We start from the raw sequence: 19,583 nt of genomic DNA, 5'->3' as shown, positions 1-19,583 counted from the left end.
CCGGCCAGGGTATCGCCCACCGTGATCCGGACCAGCAAGTGCACCGCTGGTCACCGATACGGTGGGGACATGGGTGTGCTGCGGCGAGTACTGGGTGTCGCCGGGGGCCTGGCGGCGGGTGCGGTGGTGCTGGCCGGGTGCACCCCGGTCGCAACCGTGGCCCCGGGCCCGCACGCCTCGGACCCGATGTGTGCCGAGGTGCTGCGCGCCACCCCGCACGAGTTGGGTGGGCTGGAACGGCGCTCCACCACCTCCCAGTCCACCCGCGCCTGGGGCGACCCGCCGATCACGCTGCGCTGCGGGGTGGAGGTGCTGGGCCCCACCACCGAGCACTGCGTCACCGTCACCAGCCCGGACGGGCCGGCCGTGGACTGGGTGATGCGCGAACCCGAGGACGGGCAGGCCGACGTGCTCACGCTCACCACGTTCGGGCGCTCACCCGCGGTGGAGGTGCAGGTCCCGCAACAGTGGGAGGGGCAGGGTCACGACGCGATCCTGTCCGACCTGGCGCCGGCGATCACGCTGGTGCCCCAGACCAGGGAGTGCCTGAGCCTGGAGGAGGACCTGCTGTGAGTGGCGGTGCGAGCGCGCCGGATCCGGGGTGGCCGCGACGTGAGTGGAGGGACGGGACGTGACCATGATGCGACGACGGGTGCCGGCGGTGTGTTCGGCCATCGTGCTGGCGGTGGCCGTCGGTGTGATCGCCGCCGGGGCCAACCCCGGGGCCTACCTGCTCACGCTGGCCGTCGTGGCGGGCGTGCTCGCGGTCCCGCTGACGGTGCTGGGTTGGATCCTGTTCGGCTCCGCGCCGACCGGCGGCGGTGCCGGTACGCGTGCCACGGGCGCGGGCTCGGCCAAGGGTGCTGCACGCGGCGCCGGTTCCCGGCCCGGAGGCGGGCCACGCGGGTCGGCCGACGACCCGGGCTGGAGCGACCGGGCCACCGCGGCAGCGTGGCGCGACACCGTGATCGCCACGAGCGTGGTCCTGGTGGTGGTGGCCTTCCTCGGGGTCCAGTGGCGCACTAGTTACGTGCTGCTGGGGGTGGTGGTGCTGGCGTTGCTGGCCCAGGCGGTGCGTCAGGTGCAGATCGGCCGGGAGCGGGGCTGACCGGCGATCGCTCAGCGAAGGCCGACCGGGCGCTGCAGGGCGAGGTCGAGCAGTTCGGTGATCAACTCGGGGTAGGTCATCCCGGAGCGCTGCCAGAGCATCGGGAACATCGAGAACGGGGTGAACCCGGGCATGGTGTTGATCTCGTTGACCAACAACGTCCCCTCGGTGGTGTAGAAGAAGTCCACCCGGGCCAGGCCCTCGCACCCCAGCGCCTCATAGGTGCGCGCGGCCAGGTCCCGCGCCTGGTCCACCACGACCTCGGGCACGTCGGCGGGGAAGAGGAGTTCGGCCGCGCCGGGGTCGAAGTACTTGGTCTCGAAGTCGTAGAACCCGCCGTCCGAACCCACCACGATCTCCCCGGGCACGGTGGTGCGCGGCGGGCCACCATCGCGTCCGCCCAGTACCGCGCACTCGATCTCCCGGCCGGCTATCGCCGCCTCGATCAACACCTTCGGGTCACTGGCCTGGGCCAGCGTGATCGCCTCGGCCAGCCCCTGGGGTCCCTCGACCTTCGACACCCCCACGCTCGATCCGGCCCGGGCAGTTTGACGAACACCGGCCAGCCCAGCTCCCCCGCGGCGGCGGTCACCTCATCGGGGTGCTCGGCCCATCGCCGCGGGGTGACCGTCAGCCACGGTCCCACCGGTAGGCCGGCGTCGCGCAGCACCACCTTCATGTAGTGCTTGTCCATCCCCACCGCCGAGGCCAGGACACCCGAGCCGACGTAGGGCAGGCCGGCCAGTTCCAGCAGACCCTGCACGGTGCCGTCCTCCCCGAACGGGCCGTGCAGGAGCGGGAACACCACATCGACGGCGGCCAGTTCCCTGGGCACCTGACCCGGCGCGGTCACGGTCGGCCCCTGCGTGCCGTCCCCCAGCGGGAGCGTGACCAGTCCGTGCTCGGCCCCCACCACCGGGCCGCGCGGCGCGCCCGCCCCGGGGGCCTGCGGGCCCGGGTCGGTCCGGACGTCACCGGGGTTGCCATCACTGGCCTCGCCCTCACTGGCCTCGCCCGCACCGGGGTTGCCGCCGTCGGGCACCGCCGCATCGGTGGCGGGCTGCCCGGTCCCACCGGAGTCCAGCGCCCACCGCTGCGGATCATCAGCGGCCAACACCCACTCCCCCTTGGGTGAGATCCCGATCGGCACCACCTCGAAACGGTCCCGATCGATCGCGCCCAGCACCCCTGCAGCGGTCGCACAACTGATCGCATGCTCGCTACTGGCGCCCCCGAAGACCACGGCCACTCGAATCCTGGAATCACTCATCACCGTTGAGCGTAATACCCTTCGACACTCCTAGTCTGGCCCGATGGACAACGACACGCCCGCCCGCCCCGGTTCCGGCTGGCGCCCCGATACCCAGGTGGTCGCAGCCGGCCGACCGGCGCGCACCGAGCAGGCCCCGGTCAACCCCCCGGTGGTGCTGTCCTCCACCTACGTCAGCACCGCCGCGCAACTCGGGTCCGGTCAGCGGGTCTACACCCGCCACGGCACCGAGACATGGGAGCCGCTGGAGGAGGCACTCGCCCTGCTCGAGGGCGCCCGCCGAACCCGCCGTGGTGTTCTCCTCCGGGATGGGTGCGATCGACGCCGCGCTGACCCTGGTGGCCCCGGGCGGGCACCTGGTGCTGCCGACCCACGCCTACAACGCCACCATCGAGGCGGGTCACGACCTCACCCGGCGCAGCCGGGTGCGGGTGCACCAGGTTCCGATCGCGCGGACCGAGACAGTGCTCGCGGCGCTGCGGGAGGCGGCCGACGACGACGCCACCGCCCCGGCCGACCTGGGCCCCGGGGCGCCGGTGGTGCTGTGGGTGGAGTCTCCGACGAACCCGATGCTGGAGGTGGCCGACCTACCGGTGCTGATCGAGGGCGCCCACACGCTGGGCGCCCTGGTGGTGGTGGACAACACCTTCGCCACGCCGTTGGGGCAGCGGCCCCTGGCCCACGGGGCCGATGTGGTGGTCCACTCGGTCACCAAGCACCTGGCCGGCCACTCCGACGTGCTGATCGGGGCGGCACTGAGCAACAACGCGGACGTCGCCGCGGCCATCCGTGCCCGCCGCACCCTCGGCGGAGCGATCCCCGGGCCGTGGGAGGCCTGGCTGGCCCTGCGTGGCTTGCGCACCCTGGCGCTGCGGCTGGAGCGCGCCAGCGCGAACGCAGCCGAACTGGCGGCCCGGCTGGAAGGTCATGAGCACGTGGTCGAGGTGGGCTACCCGGGGCTGGCCTCCCACCCCCAGCATCAGCGCGCCGCCGCGCAGCTGGACACCTTCGGGTCGGTCATCACGGTGCGCCCGCGTGGCGGCCGGGCGGGAGCACAGGCGCTGGTGGAGTCGGTGCGGCTGTGGATGCCCGGGACCAGCCTGGGCGGGGTGGAGTCGCTGCTGGAGCGCCGTCGCCGCATCCCCACCGAGCCCGACGGGGTGCCGGAGAACCTGGTGCGCCTGAGCGTGGGTATCGAGAACGTCGAGGATCTCGCTGCCGACCTGTTCCAGGCTCTGGCCGTCGCCGCCGCGCAGGACGGCTGAGACCCGCCGGCACGCCCGAGCCGGTGCGGCCACGTCCGTGCCCGGCGCGCCTGGGCTTGCCCACCCTCAGTGCTGCGGAACCGCCAGGTGGGTGCGCAGGAAGTCCAGCGCCGCGGGATAGGCGTCCAGCCGGTTGGACCGCTTGGACAGCCCGTGGCCTTCGTCGTGATAAACACGCAGATCGTTGGGCACTCCGGAGGCCTCCAGGGCCTCCTGGATCTGCTCGGCCTCACTCAGCGGTACCCGGGGGTCGTTGGCGCCGTGGATGATGAACAACGGTGCCCTGATCTGGTTCAGATAGGTGATCGGGGATGCCTTCTCCAGGAACGCCCGGTGCTGTTCGAGCGTGCCGTACTCCCGCTCCCGGTAGGCCCGGCGGTAGTCGGAGGTGTTCTCCAGGAAGGTCACCAGGGAACTCATCCCGACGATGTCCACCCCGGCGGCCCATAACTGCGGCTGCATCGAGAGCCCGGCGAGCACCATGTAGCCGCCGTAGGAACCACCCCACAGCGCCGACCTGCCCGGGTCCAGGCCCAGGTCGGGCAGCCAGGCGTGCAGCGCGGCCAGATCGGCGACGGAGTCCAGCCGCAGTTCGACGTCGTCCAGGGAGATCCACCGCTTGCCGTATCCGGCCGAGCCCCGCACGTTCGGCACCAGCACGGTCAGTCCGGTGGCCGCGAGCGCCTGGATCACCGGCGCGAAGATCAGGTCGGCCGAGGCCTCCGGGCCGCCGTGGATGTGGATCACCGACGCCCCGCTCAGTGCCGAGCGGGCCTGGTTCTGGCCCGTTGCGGCGTCATCGGTCACCGTCGCCCCGGCGTAGACGAAGCAGGGCACCTGCTCGCCGTCGGGGGTCGGCACCCGGTGCACGCTGGGCGTGATCAGCCGATCGCGCAGACCCTCGCCGAGTTCGGCGGCGGAGGAGGCGATCAGGTCCACCTGCCCGCTCACGGCCCGCACCCGGTGGATCGCTCCCGGTTCGGTGGGCGTCGATCCGGAGATCACCACGTTGGCGGAGTCGGTCGACCAGGTCACCGATGCGCTCCCCAGCCCGGGGATGTCCAAGTCGCGCTCGTGAGTGCCGTCGGTGCGGTAAAGGGACAGGGCGATGACGCCGTCGCGCTGCCGGCCCACCACCATGCGCGTCGCATCGGGACTCACCCAGCAGTCCAGGTCGGCCGCCTCGTCGCCGACCAGGAGGCGCCAACCGTCCTCGTCCACCCGCCACAGCGCGTGGAACTCCCGGCCGTGGTTGCTGGACAGGATCAGCCCGTCGCCCTCGGCGCCCCAATGCACCTGGCGGTGCGAGGCGTGCTCGCCGGGGTCGGTGACGGTCCGCGACGTCCCGGCCTTCTCCGCTGCACCGCCGGTCCCGGCCGTGTCGGTTGCCCCAAAGGTCCCGCTCGAGGCATCGGCCGGTCCGGCGGCACCGAACGCGTGGGGACCGACGGTCTCCACCACCGTGGAGGCCGGCTGCAGACTCAGGCGCACCACCGCGGCGCTCGTCGTGCCGTCATGCGAGGCACGCACCGCGACGACGTACCCACCGCCGTCATAGGCCACCTGTTCGGTGCCGTCATCGTGGGACCGCACCACCACGTCCATGTCCACGCCGTTGCGCCGGTTGGTGGAGTAGACCAGGCCGGCCTCGGTCACGTCCTGCAGCACGTGCATGTAGCGCTCATGGCGAACCAGGGGCCTGAGGTCCTCCAGGCGCGCCGGGGTGGCGGGCGTGGTCTCCAGGTCCAGGGCGGACAGTTGCCAGTTCTCGTCACCACCGGCGTCGTGCTGGACGACGACGGCCCGCTTGCCGGGCATGTAACGGCCGGTGCAGCGCCCGGGCAGGTCGGTGAGCGCTGTCCGGGAGCCGTCGGTACCGATCTCGACCAACTGCATCGAGCCGAGTTCGTCATGACCGGCCAGGACGCGGCCCTCGCCGTCGATATCGAACGCGGTCCAGGTGCGGATGCTGAGCAGGTCGTTGATCAATCGGGTGCTCTGGTTCATCCCGGCCACGCTACCGCGCGCCCAGCCGGCCCTGCGGCGGGCACCACCCGCCCCGGCACCACCGGCGGCCGGTCATGTCCTCATCGGGCCCGGGTAGGTCAGCACCTCCTTCATCAGAACCGCTGGACCGGCGCCGCCACATCCGCCGGCTGGAGGCTCAGACCGGGCCGGTGCGCGGATCGAACGGTGTGGCCGGTGGTGTCTCCACCCGGGCGCGGGCCACCAGCGCGGTGATGGCCGCCATCAGCCGGGCCGAGCCCTCGCGCAGCACCTCGGCGTCCAGGGGCAGGTCGTAGAGGTCGCTCAGGTCCACCGCCTCCCCGGCGAACACCGTGACCGGCTTGCGGGGGATCGCCCGTGGAATACGGCGTCCCCGGGGCAGCAGTGCCTGCGCCCCCCACTGCCCCACCGGGATCAGTGGGGCCCGGGTGGCCAGGGCGAGGCGGATCACACCGGTCGTGGCCACCATCGGCCACAGGTCCGGATCCTTGGTCAGGGTGCCCTCCGGGAACACCGCCACCGCCTCCCCGACCGCCAGTCGCGCCCGGGCCTCGTGCAGCGCGCCCGCCGCCCGCTCGGTGCCACGGTAGACCGGGATCATCCCGGTGGAACGAAACAGGTGACCGAGCACCGGAATCGTGAACAGGGAGTGCTTGGCCAGGACCTTGGCGTAACGGCCGTGGTCGATCAGGAAGTGCAGGAACGTGAACGGGTCCACATGGCTCAGGTGGTTGGCCGCGGCGATGAAGCCACCCTGCGGGAGGTTCTCCCCACCCTCCCACCGTCTCCTGGTCATCGCGCGCATCACCGGGCGGGCCACGGCGACGGCAGCCCGGTAGGAACGCGGTACCGGAGGGTGGATCACGAGGTGATGCTACGCGCCGCAGCACCACTCCTTCACCGCGCCTGACCTGGATTGACGCCGGGACGGCGCAACCCGCAGGTCAGTACGGCATCACGATTGCGCCACTTCGACGCCATAAAGCCTTGCGCTGACGTCATTCTGATGTCATAGTGGCGTCATGGATCTCGATCGGTACCTCCAGGCGCTCCAGGAAGCACTGGGCGCGGCCGCACAAACCTCCTCCGCCGAGGTGCAGGAGGCGGCCGAACGGTTGGGCCGCACCATGGAGTCGGCCCTGCGCCTGACGCTGACGGAGTTCGCTGCCGACCTATCCGACCAGATCACGCTGCAACTCGACGGCGACACCGTCGAGGTCCGCTTCCGCGGCGGCGGCCCGGACGTCGTCGTCACCCCCGGCCCGGACGTCGAACCACCAACCCCGCCCGAGCCGCCTGTCCCGCCGGCCCCGGCGGAGGATGGCGACATCTCCCGTATCTCCCTACGCCTGCCCGAGTCCCTCAAGTCACAGGTGGAACAAGCCGCCGCCACCGAGGGCCTGTCCACCAACGCCTGGCTGGTGCGCGCCGCGCAACACGCACTCCACCCGGCACCGTCCAGCACCCGCACCACCAGCACCGGCCGGCGGATGACCGGCTGGGTGCGCTGAAGGAGCCCCTCGATGGAACTGATTCCCACATCCAACTTCGGATTCCACATCGTACGCAATGCCGATGACCCACCACCGTTCCACCTGCGCAAGCCCAAGCGTCGCAGGGAGCGCACCACCCGGCCCGCCGGTCGGCGCCGGGACAATACCCGGCCGAAGCGTTGAGCACCCGAAGCGAGAACGAGGCCATCGACATGACGCAGTACGCCTTTGCCGTGACCGGGCCGGTCCGCGTGCACGCCGGCACCCGCAGCAGTGACCTGACCATCACCGCTGCCGATACCGCGGAAGCGACCGTGCGGCTGAAGCCCCACCGGGAGAACTCCACCGGTCGCGCCTACGCCGAGGACACCCTGGTCGAGTTCAACGGTGACGTCTTGAACATCACCGTCCCGCGCGCGGGTGGACTGTTCTTCGGGTCCACCCCGCGGCTGGACATCGAGGTTCAGGTGCCGCCCGGGTCCGACATCGAGGTCTTCAGCGGCTCGGGGGATCTCACCGCCCGCGGCACGGTCGGCAGCGTGCAGGTGCGCACGGGCTCCGGTGACGTGTATCTGGAGCAGGCGGGTGCAGTCAAGGTGTCCAGCGGATCAGGGGATGTGGTGGTCGACTCGTTGACCGACGGCGGCTTCAAGTCCGGCTCCGGGGACCTGCGGCTGGGCCGGGCCAGCGGGCACATCGAGTTCAACAGCGGCTCCGGGGACCTGATCATCGAGTCGGCGACCGACGTCGTCTCCACCACCGCCTCTGGAGACAGCCGGATCGGCGAGCTGGCGGGAACGGCACGGATTCGCTCGGCCTCCGGCGACCTGGAGGTACGCAAGGCCACCCACGGAACGATCAATGCCAGCAGCGCCTCGGGGGACGTCACCGTCGCCGTCCCGGCCGGAACCCCCGTCTTCCTGGACTGCTCCAGCACCTCCGGTCACACCAAGTCCACCCTGGCTGCCACCAGGGCTCCCGACAGCGATGAGCAGGTGCTGACGGTCGAGGCGAGGTCGATCAGCGGTGACATCCACATCACGAACAGTCGCTGACCTCGGTCCGGGGATACTGCGTCGCTGCGAACGCTCGGTGCGGCCCGCCGGCGGTGGGCGGTGCAGGTCTCAGGAGTTCGACACCCGGCCTCAGAGCCAGCCCTGGGCTCGGGCCCTGGCCACCGCCTCGTGACGGTTGGCGACTCCGAGTTTGGACACCACCGCCGACAGGTAGTTGCGCACCGTCCCGGCCGAGAGGTGTGCGCGTGCGGCGATCTCCTCAACCGGGGCGCCGTCGGCCGCCAACTCCAGCACGTCCGATTCCCGCGGGGTCAGCGGGCTCGCGCCGGAGGCGATCGCGTCGGCGGCGAGTTCGGGGTCCACGTAGCGACCGCCCTGATGGACCTGCCGGACCACATCGGCCAGCACGCTCGCCGAGACCGTCTTGGGCACGAACCCGCGCACCCCGACCTCGAGGGCCTTGCGCAGATAGCCGGGCCGGCCGTGACTGGTGACGATGACCGCTGCGCAGCCCGGGACCTCCCGACCCAGGTGCTCGGCCACCTCGATCCCGTCCGCTCCGGGCATCTGCAGGTCCAGCACGGCCACGTCCGGCCGGTGCTTGGTCGCTGCCGCGATCGCCTCGGTCCCCGAGGCGGCCTGCGCCACCACCTCCAGGTCCTCCTGCAGACCCAGCAGGCTCGCCAGCGCATCCCGGATGAGGTTCTCATCGTCGGCGAGCAGGATCTTGATCGTCATGGTGACTCCGTGGGATGCGAAGGGTGGTCGGACGTGCCGTGAGCGGGGCGCGGCACCTCGGCGTGGCCGGGAACCCAGGCGCACAGCACGAAGTGTTCCGGCGGGGCCGGTGGTATCTGCAGCGTCCCGCCGAGGGCACCCAACCGCTCGGTCAGGCCGCGCAGACCGCTACCGCCGGCCGGCCGGGCGGTCATCGGGGCGCCGGTCGCGGCGACGCCGTCATTGGTGATCTGCAGCAGGTAGCCCTCGTCCCGTTCGCTCGTTCGAGGGTGCACTCGGTGGCGCGCGAGTGCCGCACGACGTTGGTCACGCCCTCGCGAACCACCCAGGCCAGGGCCCGCTGGGCGCCGGCGGGCAGGTGCAGGTGCTCCCCGGCCACCCGGACCTCGATCCCCGACGCGGTCAGGATCGCCCGGGCACCGGCCATCTCGGTCGGCAGGTCGGCGGCCCGGTAGCCCTGCACCACCTCACGGACCTCCTTCAGCGCGTCCTCTGCGAGGGAGCGGACCTGCTCCATCTCCTCGATCCCCCGCGAGTCGCCGCGCTCGGTCAAGGCGGCGGCCAGTTCGCTCTTCACCGCCACCGTGGACAGGGTCCTCCCGAACACATCGTGCAGGTCCCGGGAGAATCGCAACCGCTCCTCGGCCACGGCCAGCCTGGCGTCGACCTCCCGGCGCCGGTCCAGGTCCCACATCACCAGCACCATCCACACCGCGATCCGCATCGATAGCGCCATCGACAACGACAGCGCCAGCCCGACGAACCCAGCCACCGGGATGTAGTTCAGGGCCCCGGCCATGGCAGCGAATGTGGCCGCGACCAGCGCGGTCAGGCCACTCCCGATCGCCACGTACGGGGCCTTGATCAGCGGGCAGACCGCCAACAGCGCCGAGACGAGCAGGATGAGGACCGCATAGAGCAACGCCCTCGGGTCCTCGGCGCGGCCGACCCCGGGGTACACGGCGGCGATCACCACAAGGCCGGCCGACACCGTCCCGGCCAGCCCGACCAGCATTCGGCGGGGCAGGGGCATCCGCCCGAGGATGTGGTCGAAGGACCTCGATGCCACCACCAGGCACACCACGGTGTGCGCCATCATCACACCCAGGTAGGTCAGTCCTTGCGCGTCCGTCCACGGCGTGGGGCCGGCCAGCTGCGCCAGGGAGAGCAGCGGCACGGCGGCCAGGAAACTGTAGAAGGACCACCGGTTGTAGGCCTCGAACCGCTGGGGGTTGCTCAGTGCGGACCAGCGGAAGAGACTGGCGCTCGCGCTGGTGGTCACCGACGCCACGGTAGCGCCTCCCGGCGGACCGGCGGGCCCTGGGGTCTCACTCACGGGGCTCCCACCGCATCCACTTCTTGATCGCCTGCGCGCCCAGCACGCACCATGCCACCAGGACCACCATCGGAACCAGCCCCGCGCCGAAACTCTCGGCGAACGTATGGATCTGGCCGTCGGGCCCGATGCCGGTCAGCCCCAGTTGGATCAACGTGACCACCGGTGCCAGCGGGGTGAACTCCGCGATGCGCTGCACGGTGTCGGGAAGTGCTGTCAAGGGGAACACGAGTCCGCTGGCCAGCAGCGTCCCGAAGATCACCGGCAACGTGGTCAGCTGGGCCGACTCCACCGTCTTGGTCAACCCGGATGAGGCGTAGCCGAACAGGGAGAAGGCGATGAGGCCACCGACGATCGCGACCAGCACGAGCACCGCGTTCGTCGGTGCGGGCATCTCGAAGACGAAGGCGACGACGACGGTGACCAGCACGAGTTGAGCACCGACGATCAGCACAGCCGGGACCGCCATCCCGGCCAGCACCTCCGCCGAGGAGATCTCTCCGGTGATGAGCCGTTTGAGCGTCAACTCCTCCCGGCGGGCCACTGCCGTGGTGGTCAGGTTGTAGTAGGCGATGAACAGCAGACCGAAGGTGGCCATCATGGCGATGATCAGCGCCGCGAATACGCCCTCGGTGTCGGCGAGGGAGTCCACCATCGGGATGAAGAGCAGCACCATCAGCGGCGGTGCCGCGATCGCGGTCGCCAGCGCGGTCGTGTTGCGCACGAGCAGCGTTGCTTCCATGCGTGCCAGCGCCCCGACGCGCCGTAGGGTTGCCGCCCCGCGGCCGAGCAGCGTGCTGCTGGTCGCTGTCGTGGTCACACTCATACTCCTACCTCCTGATTCGTGCCGGACCCGCCAGGTCCGGCACCGCCCGGCTCACGGCCGGCCGTGCTCGCGTCGGGTTCGGGACCCTCCCGGCCGGCGATCGCCAGGAATGCCTGCTCCAGCGATGCGGCCCTTGCGTTGAGTTCAGCCAGTTCGACGCCGGCCTGCTCGGCCCAGTTCAGCAACAGGCGCAGGTCCGTTTGCAGCCGGTGGGTGCTGATGGTGTGCCGCACCGTCCGACCGGTGCGCACCCGGTGCCGTCCGTAGAGGGCTGGAAGGGCCGGTGCGGACTCGGGTAGGACGAAGGAGATCCGGGCGGGTTCGTCGGCCACGATCTGCGCGGCGGTGCCCTCCCGGACCAGCCGGCCCTCATGCATGATGCCGATCCGGTCGGCCAGTTCCTCGGCCTCCTCCAGGTAGTGGGTAGTGAGCACCACGGTGACACCGTCGTCGACCATCGACCGGATCAGGTCCCAACTGGCCCGCCGGCTCTCCGGGTCCAGGCCGGTGGTCGGCTCATCCAGGAACAGCACGGTGGGACTGCCCAGAATGGCCAGCGCCAGATCCAACCGTCGCCGCTCCCCACCGGACAGGCTCTTGACCGCGACACCGGCCCGGTGGGACAAGCCCACCTCACCGAGCACTTCTCCGACGTCCCGGGGCCGGGAGAGGGTACGGGACCAGGCACGGGCCAACTCGGCCACCTTCAGTTGGGGAGGGAACCCTGCCTCCTGCAGCATGATGCCGGTGTGCGGTCGTACCGCGGCCCGCTCGCGGTGCGGATCCCTACCCAGCACCCGCGCTCGCCCGGCGGTGGCCGGGGCGATGCCCTCGATCACCTCCAGCAACGAGGTCTTCCCCGCACCGTTGGTCCCCAGGAGGGCGTACAGCTCCCCACGGCCCACCTGCAGGCTCACCCCGCGCACGGCGTCGAATCCGGGGGCCGACCGGGTCCGGCCATAGGTTCGGCGCAGCGCTTCGACAGTGATGATCTCCTCGTCCATACCCCTCAGTCTGGGCCGGTCCGCGCGGCGGCACAGGTGCGCTCTCGCACTGAATCCGAGCCCGGACGCACGCCTCGCCCGTGACATTCGTCATGGCGGACGACGCCCACGGCACGGGCGGACCGCCATCCTCGGCACGGGCGGCCGCGATCCGGGAACGGACGGCCGCCGCCCGCGACACGGGCGGACCGCGACGAGCGGGCACCGGCTATAACTACAACTACACCATGTAATAATTGCCCTCGACCGCCTCGCACCATCAGCCTTAGCCAGTACGGTGTGAGGAGAACTACCCACCGTCGTCAACGAACGACACGACCCAACATCAATGGAGGCCGGCATGGACGGCGGCGATTTTCCGCTCTGGTTGCGCGCGTCGCACCTGATCAACTTCGTACTCATCGGGATCCTGATTCGCAGTGGTTGGGAGATCATCTCCTCGCTGCCCCGCTTCTGGTGGCGCAACGACTGCAAGCCGGGAACCGAGTGGCTGAAGTTCACCCGCCGCACACTGCCCAAGGAAGAGGGCGTCTACACCTCGCTCATGGACGAGCGCAGCCTGCACCCGCTGATCGGGCTGCCGGGCCGTAAGAACATCGGGCTGGGCCGGCACTGGCACGGCCTGGGCACCTCGCTGTGGCTGCTCAACGGCCTCGTCTACGTCGCCCTGCTCTTCGGGACCGGCCTGTGGCGGCGCATCATCCCGACCTCCTGGGACGTCTTCGGCGAGGCCTGGGACTCCCTGGTGATCTACCTCGGGTTCGGCGTGCCCAGCATCGAGCACTTCCAGCCCTACGACGCCCTGCAGATGCTCGGCTACACCTTCATCATCTTCATCGTCGCGCCGTTCATGATTCTCACCGGCCTCGGCATGGCCCCGGCGGTGCGCTCGCGCTTCCCCTGGTTCGTCAAGGCGCTCGGAGGTCATCAGGGCGCGCGTTCGCTGCATTTCGTCGGCATGGTCATCATGACCCTGTTCATCATCATGCACGTGGGCCTGGTGTTCCTGGTCCACCCCGAGTACAACCTCGCGCACATGGTCTTCGGCGTCACCGACACCTCCCGGTACGCACAGGCCTTCACCATCGTCATCGCCACCATCGTGGTGGTCTTCGCCTTCTGGATCGCGCTGAGTTACTGGTCCCTCTCGGACCGTGCCCGGGCCCAGCGGTTCCTGGTCGCCGCGACCGAGCCGGTGCGCAAACTGACCCTGAACTGGATGAAGCCGCGGATGGGCAAGCAGAACACCTACACCACCGAGGACCTCTCCGAGTTCCACTGGACCAACGGCCTGCCGCCCACCAAGGACGAATCCACCGAGTGGCTGACCCACCGCGACAACGAGTGGAAGGACTGGCGCCTGAGAGTCGGCGGGGAGGTCGACGGCAAGGTCCTCGAGCTCAGCCTCGATGACCTCAAGGCACTGCCGAAGACCGAGTACATCGCCATCCACACCTGTATGCAGGGGTGGTCGGCCACCTCCAAGTGGGGCGGGGTGCGTGTCCGGGACGTGCTGGACCTGCTCGGCCCCCGCCCGGCCGAGGCCAACTACGTGATGATCGAGTCCCACGGGCTGGCCCAGGAGATGTACGATCACCGGCCACGCGAACCCTTCTACGCGGTGCTGGACCTGGAGATGCTGGCTGAGGACGACACCATCCTGGCCTATGAGCGCAACGATCAGCCTCTGGAGATCCACCTGGGTGCACCCTTGCGTCTGCGGGTGGAGTCCAACCACGGCTACAAGATGGTGAAGTGGGTCAAGTCCGTTGAGTGGATCACCGACTACGCCGAGTACGGTGACGGACGTGGCGGCACCCGTGAGGACTCCGCCATGCAAGCGTTCAACGGCCGCATCTAGAGGCAAGGACCAGCCATGACAGCCATGATCTCCACCATTTACACCCTGAGTGGCATCACCTCCAACGACGACGTGCTGGCCGTGCGCATGTCGGTCAGCAATGTCCAGGACGTGGGAGCCGTCGCTTTCGAGCGGCTCTCCGGCGATGAGACGAGAATGATCATCAAGCACAAGGACGACGTCGAGATCGACAAGGCCGCCCTGGCCAAGGCGGTCAAGGATGCCGGTCAGTACGGCTTGTCCTGACACCAGCGGGCCGGGCGTGGCCACAACCGCAGCACGCCCGGCCCCGCCCGGTTCCGAACCCGCTGCCCGCCCGTGATCGACGTGGGCCCGTCCATCGACATCCCGTCCCGAACGAGGAAGTTCTGCGATGAATGACTCCTACGGCATCCTCACCCCGGCCCAGATGGCCCGGGCCGCCGAGGACGCCGCCTACTCCAAAGCGGTCAACCGACCGCTGGCCTCGTTCCTGCTCGGGCTGACCGCCGGGGGTTATATCGCCCTGGGCTTCGTCTTCTTCGTCACCAGCCAGGTCGGCGCGGAGGCACTGCCCTGGGGCGTGGCCCGGGTGCTGGGCGGGTTGGTGTTCACCACCGGCCTGGTGCTGGTGGTGCTCACCGGTGCGGAACTGTTCACCTCCAACACCCTGACCCTGACCGCCCGCGCCTCCGGGCGCATCACGTGGTGGCAGCTGCTGCGCAACTGGGGCGTGGTCTACGTGGCGAACTTCCTCGGCGCGTTGACGATGGTGGTGCTGGTGTACGTGGCGGGCACCTGGCGGATGGTCGACGGCGGCTGGGGCACCGTGGTGCTGAACAGCGCCACCACCAAAGTCAGCCACTCCTTCCTGGAGGCGTTCGCCCTGGGGGTGCTGTGCAACCTGCTGGTCTGCCTGGCGATCTGGGCGGCCTACTCCGGGCGCACCACCACCGACAAGGTGGTCGCGGTGACGATGCCGATCGCGCTGTTCGTGGCGAGCGGCTTCGAGCACTCGGTAGCCAACATGTTCCTGATCCCGCTGGGCGTCATCATCAAGACCACCGCCGATGACGCCTTCTGGGCAGATACGGGCCTGGCGGCGGAGGACTTCGCCGAGTTGACCTGGGGCGCCTTCTACGTGGACAACTTGTTACCGGTGACACTTGGCAACATCGTCGGTGGCGGGGTGATGATCGGTGTGATGTACTGGACGATCTTCCACCGGCTGGTGCGGCGCTCGGGTAAGCAACTGACGGTCGACGGCGAGTAGTCACCGCGAGTAGTCACCGCACGTAGGCGCTGCTCAAGGAGGACTCATGGCGGAGATCGAACCGAAGGCGCGAACCGGGCTGCCCGCCGCTCGCGGTCCGATCAGCGGTGGAGCGGTTCGGTTCCTCTGGCTGCTCGGCGGGTTTCTTCTCGTCTTCGGCGTCGTCTCACTGCCCAGCATCGGCATGTTCGTGCTGCCTGGGGCGGTGGTGGTGATGATCCTGACGGGTGTGTTGAGCCGAGGCCAGGGCTGGCCGCTGTTCCTCATCGGGGCCGCTCTCCCGATGTTCTGGGTGGCCTGGCTCCATCGAGGCGGTCCCGGGATCCGGCGTTGGCAGGGTCAGACGTCCTCCGGGGCGTCAGAATTGTTGAACCCGTGGCCGTTCGCGATCGCGGGTGTTGTGCTCCTGACCCTGGCGGTGTTGCTCATCCTGCGCCGTCGAGCGCTCCGTCGATGAACGTGGTGACCAGGACGAGCACCTCATCGCGGTTGATCTCGTTGAACACCTCATGCCGGGCCCCGGGCAGCACCTGTTCGGTCAGGTTCGCAGCCCCCAGCCCCTCGATCCCGAGACGGCTGTCGGCTACCGGGACCAGTGCGTCCTCGGCTCCGTGCACCCACAGCGTCGGCAACGTCCCGAGCGCTCCGCCGGCGTCGATCTGCTCGAGGGTGTCCAGGATGGCCTGAACCGTGGCGCGTTTGAACGGTCCGTGCCACACCAACGGGTCGGCGGCATAGTCGAGACCGACCTGCTCATCGCGCGAGAGTGTGGCCGGATCCAGCGGCTCGTCGGGGATCTGCTCAGCCGCTACGAGTTGCTCGGCGGCCCTCCAGCGGCCCAGTACCGGCCCGGACAGCACCAGGGCGCTGAGTTCACTGCCGTGCACCTGGGCGTAGCGAGCGGCGATCATGCCGCCCATCGAGTGGCCGATGAGAACCAACGGGATACCCGGGTTCTCCCGCGCGGCGTGCCGGATCACGATGTGCAGGTCGGCCACGACGTCCTCGAAATCGGTGATGAGCACCCGCTCCCCGCTGCTGCGGCCGTGACCGGTGTGATCCAGGCCGTAGACCTCGGCACCGGCGTTCACCAACGCACCGGCGACGTGTCCGTAGCGTCCGATGTGCTCGCCGTAGCCGTGGCACAGCACCGCGACGTAGCGGGTCGGGCGGCCCTCGACATCCCATGCCTCGGCATGGATACGACCGCTCGTTCCGGTGAAGGACCAGGTCCGGGTGGGTTGCATCGGTGTGCTCCTTCGCGCGCGAGACCCGCAGACCCGCGGGTCTACCATCCTACCGGCCCGGGCGCACGGGGGTGAGGGGGTGCACCACGGCGGGTTCCGCCGTCGGCCTTCCGCGGAGTGGCCTCAGCCGGACTCGACCTTGGCGCCGAGGGCGTCGAGTTTGCCGCGGAAGTCCTCGTACCCGCGGTCGATGAGTTCGATCCCGCGCACCTGGGAGACCCCGTCCGCAGCCAGGGCGGCGATCAGGTGGGAGAACCCGCCGCGCAGGTCGGGCACCTCGATGTCGGCGGCCCGCAGCGGCGCGGGTCCGGAGATCACCGCGGAGTGGTGGAAGTTGCGCTGCCCGAACCGGCACGGTCCCCCGCCCAGGCACTCGCGGTAGACCTGGATCGTGGCGCCCATCCGCCGCAACGCCTGGGTGAAGCCGAACCGGTTCTCATACACCGTCTCGTGCACGATCGACAGTCCCGAGGCCTGGGTCAGCGCGACCACCAAGGGCTGTTGCCAGTCGGTCATGAAGCCCGGGTGCACGTCGGTCTCCAGCACGATCGACTTCAGCCCGGTGCCGGGGTGGTGGAACCTGATGCCCTCGTCGCGGATGTCGAACTCCCCGCCCACCTTGCGGAAGGTGTTCAGGAAGGTCATCATGTCCGGCTGGCGAGCGCCACGGACGAACACGTCGCCGCGGGTGGCCAGAGCGGCGGCGGCCCAGGATGCCGCCTCGATCCGGTCCGGAAGCGCCGTGTGGGTGAAACCGCCCAGGCGCGGAACCCCCTCGATCCGGATCACCCGGTCGGTGTCCACCGAGATGATGGCGCCCATGCGCTGCAGCACCGCGATCAGATCCATGATCTCCGGCTCGATGGCGGCGTTCCGCAACTCGGTCAGGCCGTAGGCGCGCACGCTGGTCAGCAGCAACTGTTCGGTGGCACCCACGCTGGGATAGGGCAGTTCGATCTTGGTGCCGTGCAGCCCCCGGGGGGCGGTGATCAGGATGCCGGAGTCCAGTTTGTCCACCTGAGCGCCGAACTGGCGCAGGATCTCCAGGTGGTAGTCGATCGGACGATCCCCGATGTGGCAGCCGCCCAGGTCCGGGATGAACGCCTCCCCCAGGCGGTGCAGCAACGGACCGCACAACAGGATCGGGATCCGTGAGGTACCGGCGTGGGTGTCGATGTCGGCCTTGTGCGCGGTCTCGACATTGCCCGGGTCCAGGCGCACGATCCCGTCCTCGTCGTCCCACTCCACCACCACGCCGTGCAGTTTGAGCAGATTGCCCACGATGTTGACGTCCCGGATGTTGGGCACGTTGCGCAGTTCGCTGGTGCCCTCGCCGAGCAGCGCGGCCACCATCGCCTTGGAGACGAAGTTCTTCGCTCCGCGCACCGTGATCTCCCCGTGCAGCGGTGTGCCGCCGTGTACCTTCATCAGGCTCATCGGTACTCCTGGTCGTGTCCTGGTCGTGTCCGTGTCGTGGTGGGCAACGCGCGTGCCCGATCGATGCCCGTGGGGCACCCCTAGCGTACGGCGCCGGGCCGAGATCGGCCGTGCGGGAGACGGCGGCGTGGGCTTCGACGCAGAACGATCACGAACTCTTCGCAGGACCGCCGTGACCGCTCAGCGTCCGGACGGTCCGCCGCGACGGGGCCGTCGCAGCAGTTCACCCGGCGTGGGTCGGCTGCAGTGCGCCGGGTACGCATCCGGCACCGCATCCACCGGGCCCGTACTCGCGGCCAGGTCATGCCGGCACGTCTTGCCGGCCCGCTCACTGCAGCAGGGCGGCCGCCTCGTCGATCGTCCTCAGGATCTCCCCGACGGGTACCGGCGCGTGCCGGTCCCGGCGGTGGCCGCCACCGGGAAGCAGCACCACCCGTGCCACACCCGCATCCCTGTAGGCATCCCGGGTGCGCTGGTCGAACGGGACCTTCGGGGTGATGGTCACCTCCAGCGGGCCCAGGTGCGCGGGCCGGTCCACCTCGCCTGCCTCGGTCCGGATCAGCGTCGTCGCCTCGCGGGCCAGGTCCGCGTCGACGTTGAACACGTACCACCCCTGCCCCTTGGTCAATGCCCTCCGGCGGGCCGGCGCGCTGGCTCCGCCGATGATGATCGGCGGCCCGCCGCCCTGGTGCGGGCGTGGCCGGGCCTGGACTCCCGAGAAGGTGGTGAACGTGCCGTGGTACTCGGGATGATCGGCGGTCCACAACTCGCGCAGCACCTCCAGGTGCGCATCGACCCGGGCACCCCGGTCCGATATCGGCACGCCGGTGGCCCGGAATCCGGCCGGCAGGTACCCACCGCCCACACCGAGCATGAACCTCCCGCCGCTGACCACATCGAGGCTGGCCGCCTGCTTGGCCAGCAGCACCGGTTCGTGCTGGGGCAGGATCAGCACCCCGGTGGCCAGGCGGATGTGCTCGGTGTGCGCCGCGATCCAACTCAGGCCCACCAGCGGGTCGAGGAACGGCAGGTACGGGTCGAAATGCACGCTCCCGGGTGCGGGATCGGGCAGCACCAGGTGCTCGCCGGTCCAAACCGACTCCAAGCCCGCGGCCTCCGCGTGGCGGGCCACGCGCACCGCCGCCCGCGGGTCGGCGCAGGTACCGTAGGTGGCGGCAAAGATCCCCAGTTTCATCTCGTGCTCCGTGCTGTCAGTGCAATCCGGTCGGGCTGAGTGCGCAACGGCTGACTCGCTTCGTGGCTGAGCGTGCGGTCACTGCGGGAACACGCAGAACTCATTGCCTTCCGGGTCGGCCATCACGGTCCACGCCGGTAACTCCTGCACGATCCGGGCACCCCGCTCGGTCAGGGTGGCCACCGCGGCAGTCCGGTCGCGGACCTCGATGTCCATGTGCATCCGGTTCTTGGTGACCTTGCCCTCGGGGACGCGGGTGAAGAAGAAGCCGGGGCCGGGGCCATCGACCGCGACACTCGGATCGGATTCCGGAGTGTGGCCGAGCGCCGCGAGCCTGTCGATCTCCGCACGGTCGTAGTCGCGGACCCGGTATCCGTCGAGTACACCGGCCCAGAACCGGGCGAGAGCGGCAGGGTGGGCACAGTCGATCACGAGGCTACGTAGCACGGCCATCACCTCAGGCTAGCCAGCCGCCGGATCCGCGGACAGGTGATTCCTCCGCCGGCTCGATCGCCGGGCCGGCGCAAA

At 69.8% G+C, this 19,583-nt stretch carries 20 protein-coding genes and 2 pseudogenes; 11 read left to right on the top strand and 11 right to left on the bottom strand.

The window, feature by feature from the left end; translation table 11 throughout:
- Positions 1-69 precede the first annotated feature (69 nt).
- The gene (locus ACRRRO_RS15640) at positions 70-573 is read left to right on the top strand and encodes a DUF3515 domain-containing protein (RefSeq protein WP_424795887.1); all 504 of its coding nucleotides are present in this window, start codon (positions 70-72) and stop codon (positions 571-573) included.
- A 64-nt stretch (positions 574-637) separates the two neighbouring features.
- On the top strand, positions 638-1,108 hold the full coding sequence (locus tag ACRRRO_RS15635; protein ID WP_434080551.1) for a hypothetical protein: 471 nt from the start codon (positions 638-640) through the stop codon (positions 1,106-1,108).
- Positions 1,109-1,119: 11 nt separating this feature from the next.
- Here ACRRRO_RS15635 and ACRRRO_RS15630 read toward each other — a convergent pair.
- Positions 1,120-2,378 (bottom strand): annotated as a pseudogene (locus ACRRRO_RS15630) (D-alanine--D-alanine ligase family protein).
- Positions 2,379-2,421: 43 nt separating this feature from the next.
- Between ACRRRO_RS15630 and ACRRRO_RS15625 the strand changes: the two are divergent.
- Positions 2,422-3,643, top strand: a pseudogene (locus ACRRRO_RS15625) (trans-sulfuration enzyme family protein).
- Between the two features lie 66 nt (positions 3,644-3,709).
- Here the strand turns inward: ACRRRO_RS15625 and ACRRRO_RS15620 are convergent.
- Together ACRRRO_RS15620 and ACRRRO_RS15615 are read right to left on the bottom strand one after the other, a co-directional pair.
- The gene (locus ACRRRO_RS15620) at positions 3,710-5,650 is read right to left on the bottom strand and encodes an alpha/beta hydrolase family protein (protein WP_434080550.1); all 1,941 of its coding nucleotides are present in this window, start codon (positions 5,648-5,650) and stop codon (positions 3,710-3,712) included.
- A 157-nt stretch (positions 5,651-5,807) separates the two neighbouring features.
- Positions 5,808-6,515, bottom strand: a complete 708-nt coding sequence (locus tag ACRRRO_RS15615; RefSeq protein ID WP_424795882.1) for a lysophospholipid acyltransferase family protein — start codon at positions 6,513-6,515, stop codon at positions 5,808-5,810.
- Between the two features lie 157 nt (positions 6,516-6,672).
- Between ACRRRO_RS15615 and ACRRRO_RS15610 the strand changes: the two genes are divergently transcribed.
- From ACRRRO_RS15610 to ACRRRO_RS15600, 3 genes are read left to right on the top strand one after another with little or no spacing between them, the layout of a single operon-like run.
- Complete coding sequence (locus tag ACRRRO_RS15610; RefSeq protein ID WP_424795881.1) at positions 6,673-7,161, top strand: toxin-antitoxin system HicB family antitoxin; 489 nt, start codon at positions 6,673-6,675, stop codon at positions 7,159-7,161.
- Positions 7,162-7,173: 12 nt separating this feature from the next.
- Positions 7,174-7,326 carry a hypothetical protein gene (locus tag ACRRRO_RS15605; protein ID WP_424788843.1) on the top strand — a complete coding sequence of 51 codons (153 nt, stop codon included), beginning with the start codon at positions 7,174-7,176 and terminating at the stop codon, positions 7,324-7,326.
- On the top strand, positions 7,323-8,198 hold the full coding sequence (locus ACRRRO_RS15600; protein WP_424788844.1) for a DUF4097 family beta strand repeat-containing protein: 876 nt from the start codon (positions 7,323-7,325) through the stop codon (positions 8,196-8,198). The genes ACRRRO_RS15605 and ACRRRO_RS15600 overlap by 4 nt, the downstream gene beginning before the upstream one ends.
- 90 nt (positions 8,199-8,288) lie before the next feature.
- Here the strand turns inward: ACRRRO_RS15600 and ACRRRO_RS15595 are convergent, their stop codons facing one another.
- The 4 genes from ACRRRO_RS15595 to ACRRRO_RS15580 form a co-directional block, all read right to left on the bottom strand.
- Complete coding sequence (locus tag ACRRRO_RS15595; protein ID WP_424795880.1) at positions 8,289-8,897, bottom strand: response regulator transcription factor; 609 nt, start codon at positions 8,895-8,897, stop codon at positions 8,289-8,291.
- A gap of 190 nt (positions 8,898-9,087) precedes the next feature.
- On the bottom strand, positions 9,088-10,179 hold the full coding sequence (locus tag ACRRRO_RS15590) for a sensor histidine kinase (protein ID WP_434080549.1): 1,092 nt from the start codon (positions 10,177-10,179) through the stop codon (positions 9,088-9,090).
- Positions 10,180-10,225: 46 nt separating this feature from the next.
- Positions 10,226-11,053: an ABC transporter permease gene (locus ACRRRO_RS15585; protein ID WP_424795878.1), complete on the bottom strand. Its 828-nt coding sequence runs from the start codon at positions 11,051-11,053 to the stop codon at positions 10,226-10,228.
- A 2-nt stretch (positions 11,054-11,055) separates the two neighbouring features.
- Positions 11,056-12,063 (bottom strand): ABC transporter ATP-binding protein, encoded by a 1,008-nt coding sequence (locus ACRRRO_RS15580; protein WP_424795877.1) that lies wholly within the window; start codon positions 12,061-12,063, stop codon positions 11,056-11,058.
- An 80-nt stretch (positions 12,064-12,143) separates the two neighbouring features.
- On the opposite strand from ACRRRO_RS15580, the gene ACRRRO_RS15575 reads away from it, so the two are divergent.
- The 5 genes from ACRRRO_RS15575 (at position 12,144) to ACRRRO_RS15555 (ending at position 15,633) form a co-directional block, all read left to right on the top strand.
- Positions 12,144-12,296 (top strand): hypothetical protein, encoded by a 153-nt coding sequence (locus ACRRRO_RS15575; RefSeq protein WP_434080548.1) that lies wholly within the window; start codon positions 12,144-12,146, stop codon positions 12,294-12,296.
- Positions 12,297-12,403: 107 nt separating this feature from the next.
- Positions 12,404-13,924, top strand: a complete 1,521-nt coding sequence (locus ACRRRO_RS15570; RefSeq protein ID WP_424795876.1) for a molybdopterin-dependent oxidoreductase — start codon at positions 12,404-12,406, stop codon at positions 13,922-13,924.
- A 15-nt stretch (positions 13,925-13,939) separates the two neighbouring features.
- The gene (locus tag ACRRRO_RS15565) at positions 13,940-14,170 is read left to right on the top strand and encodes a hypothetical protein (RefSeq protein ID WP_424788850.1); all 231 of its coding nucleotides are present in this window, start codon (positions 13,940-13,942) and stop codon (positions 14,168-14,170) included.
- Positions 14,171-14,297: 127 nt separating this feature from the next.
- On the top strand, positions 14,298-15,176 hold the full coding sequence (gene focA, locus ACRRRO_RS15560; RefSeq protein ID WP_424795875.1) for a formate transporter FocA: 879 nt from the start codon (positions 14,298-14,300) through the stop codon (positions 15,174-15,176).
- Between the two features lie 46 nt (positions 15,177-15,222).
- Positions 15,223-15,633: a hypothetical protein gene (locus ACRRRO_RS15555; protein ID WP_424795874.1), complete on the top strand. Its 411-nt coding sequence runs from the start codon at positions 15,223-15,225 to the stop codon at positions 15,631-15,633.
- Here ACRRRO_RS15555 and ACRRRO_RS15550 read toward each other — a convergent pair.
- From ACRRRO_RS15550 to ACRRRO_RS15535, 4 genes are all read right to left on the bottom strand, one after another.
- A complete protein-coding gene (locus ACRRRO_RS15550) occupies positions 15,602-16,423 on the bottom strand; it encodes a lysophospholipase (RefSeq protein ID WP_424795873.1) in 822 nt (273 codons plus the stop codon). The genes ACRRRO_RS15555 and ACRRRO_RS15550 overlap by 32 nt on opposite strands.
- A gap of 123 nt (positions 16,424-16,546) precedes the next feature.
- Positions 16,547-17,860, bottom strand: coding sequence for a UDP-N-acetylglucosamine 1-carboxyvinyltransferase (murA, locus tag ACRRRO_RS15545; RefSeq protein ID WP_434080547.1), 1,314 nt, complete (start codon positions 17,858-17,860; stop codon positions 16,547-16,549).
- A gap of 328 nt (positions 17,861-18,188) precedes the next feature.
- Positions 18,189-19,055 (bottom strand): TIGR03619 family F420-dependent LLM class oxidoreductase, encoded by an 867-nt coding sequence (locus tag ACRRRO_RS15540; protein ID WP_424795871.1) that lies wholly within the window; start codon positions 19,053-19,055, stop codon positions 18,189-18,191.
- 78 nt (positions 19,056-19,133) lie between these two features.
- Positions 19,134-19,508: a VOC family protein gene (locus ACRRRO_RS15535; protein WP_424795870.1), complete on the bottom strand. Its 375-nt coding sequence runs from the start codon at positions 19,506-19,508 to the stop codon at positions 19,134-19,136.
- Between the last annotated feature and the right edge of the window lie 75 nt (positions 19,509-19,583).

The sequence above is a fragment of the Sanguibacter sp. Z1732 genome, from assembly GCF_051020515.1.
Classification (GTDB): Bacteria; Actinomycetota; Actinomycetes; order Actinomycetales; family Beutenbergiaceae; genus CALKWS01.
The sequence above is the reverse complement of the archived record's forward strand: the minus strand, read 5'-3'. Positions and strand labels throughout refer to the sequence as shown.

What these genes read in the sequence shown, in the direction of transcription:
- ACRRRO_RS15640 (WP_424795887.1), top strand. Translation starts at nt 70, where the DNA reads ATGGGTGTGCTGCGGCGAGTACTGGGTGTCGCCGGGGGCCTGGCGGCG.
- ACRRRO_RS15635 (WP_434080551.1), top strand. Translation starts at nt 638, where the DNA reads ATGATGCGACGACGGGTGCCGGCGGTGTGTTCGGCCATCGTGCTGGCG.
- ACRRRO_RS15620 (WP_434080550.1), bottom strand. Translation starts at nt 5,650, where the DNA reads ATGAACCAGAGCACCCGATTGATCAACGACCTGCTCAGCATCCGCACC.
- ACRRRO_RS15610 (WP_424795881.1), top strand. Translation starts at nt 6,673, where the DNA reads ATGGATCTCGATCGGTACCTCCAGGCGCTCCAGGAAGCACTGGGCGCG.
- ACRRRO_RS15605 (WP_424788843.1), top strand. Translation starts at nt 7,174, where the DNA reads ATGGAACTGATTCCCACATCCAACTTCGGATTCCACATCGTACGCAAT.
- ACRRRO_RS15595 (WP_424795880.1), bottom strand. Translation starts at nt 8,897, where the DNA reads ATGACGATCAAGATCCTGCTCGCCGACGATGAGAACCTCATCCGGGAT.
- ACRRRO_RS15580 (WP_424795877.1), bottom strand. Translation starts at nt 12,063, where the DNA reads ATGGACGAGGAGATCATCACTGTCGAAGCGCTGCGCCGAACCTATGGC.
- ACRRRO_RS15570 (WP_424795876.1), top strand. Translation starts at nt 12,404, where the DNA reads ATGGACGGCGGCGATTTTCCGCTCTGGTTGCGCGCGTCGCACCTGATC.
- ACRRRO_RS15565 (WP_424788850.1), top strand. Translation starts at nt 13,940, where the DNA reads ATGACAGCCATGATCTCCACCATTTACACCCTGAGTGGCATCACCTCC.
- focA (WP_424795875.1), top strand. Translation starts at nt 14,298, where the DNA reads ATGAATGACTCCTACGGCATCCTCACCCCGGCCCAGATGGCCCGGGCC.
- ACRRRO_RS15555 (WP_424795874.1), top strand. Translation starts at nt 15,223, where the DNA reads ATGGCGGAGATCGAACCGAAGGCGCGAACCGGGCTGCCCGCCGCTCGC.
- ACRRRO_RS15550 (WP_424795873.1), bottom strand. Translation starts at nt 16,423, where the DNA reads ATGCAACCCACCCGGACCTGGTCCTTCACCGGAACGAGCGGTCGTATC.
- murA (WP_434080547.1), bottom strand. Translation starts at nt 17,860, where the DNA reads ATGAGCCTGATGAAGGTACACGGCGGCACACCGCTGCACGGGGAGATC.
- ACRRRO_RS15540 (WP_424795871.1), bottom strand. Translation starts at nt 19,055, where the DNA reads ATGAAACTGGGGATCTTTGCCGCCACCTACGGTACCTGCGCCGACCCG.
- ACRRRO_RS15535 (WP_424795870.1), bottom strand. Translation starts at nt 19,508, where the DNA reads ATGGCCGTGCTACGTAGCCTCGTGATCGACTGTGCCCACCCTGCCGCT.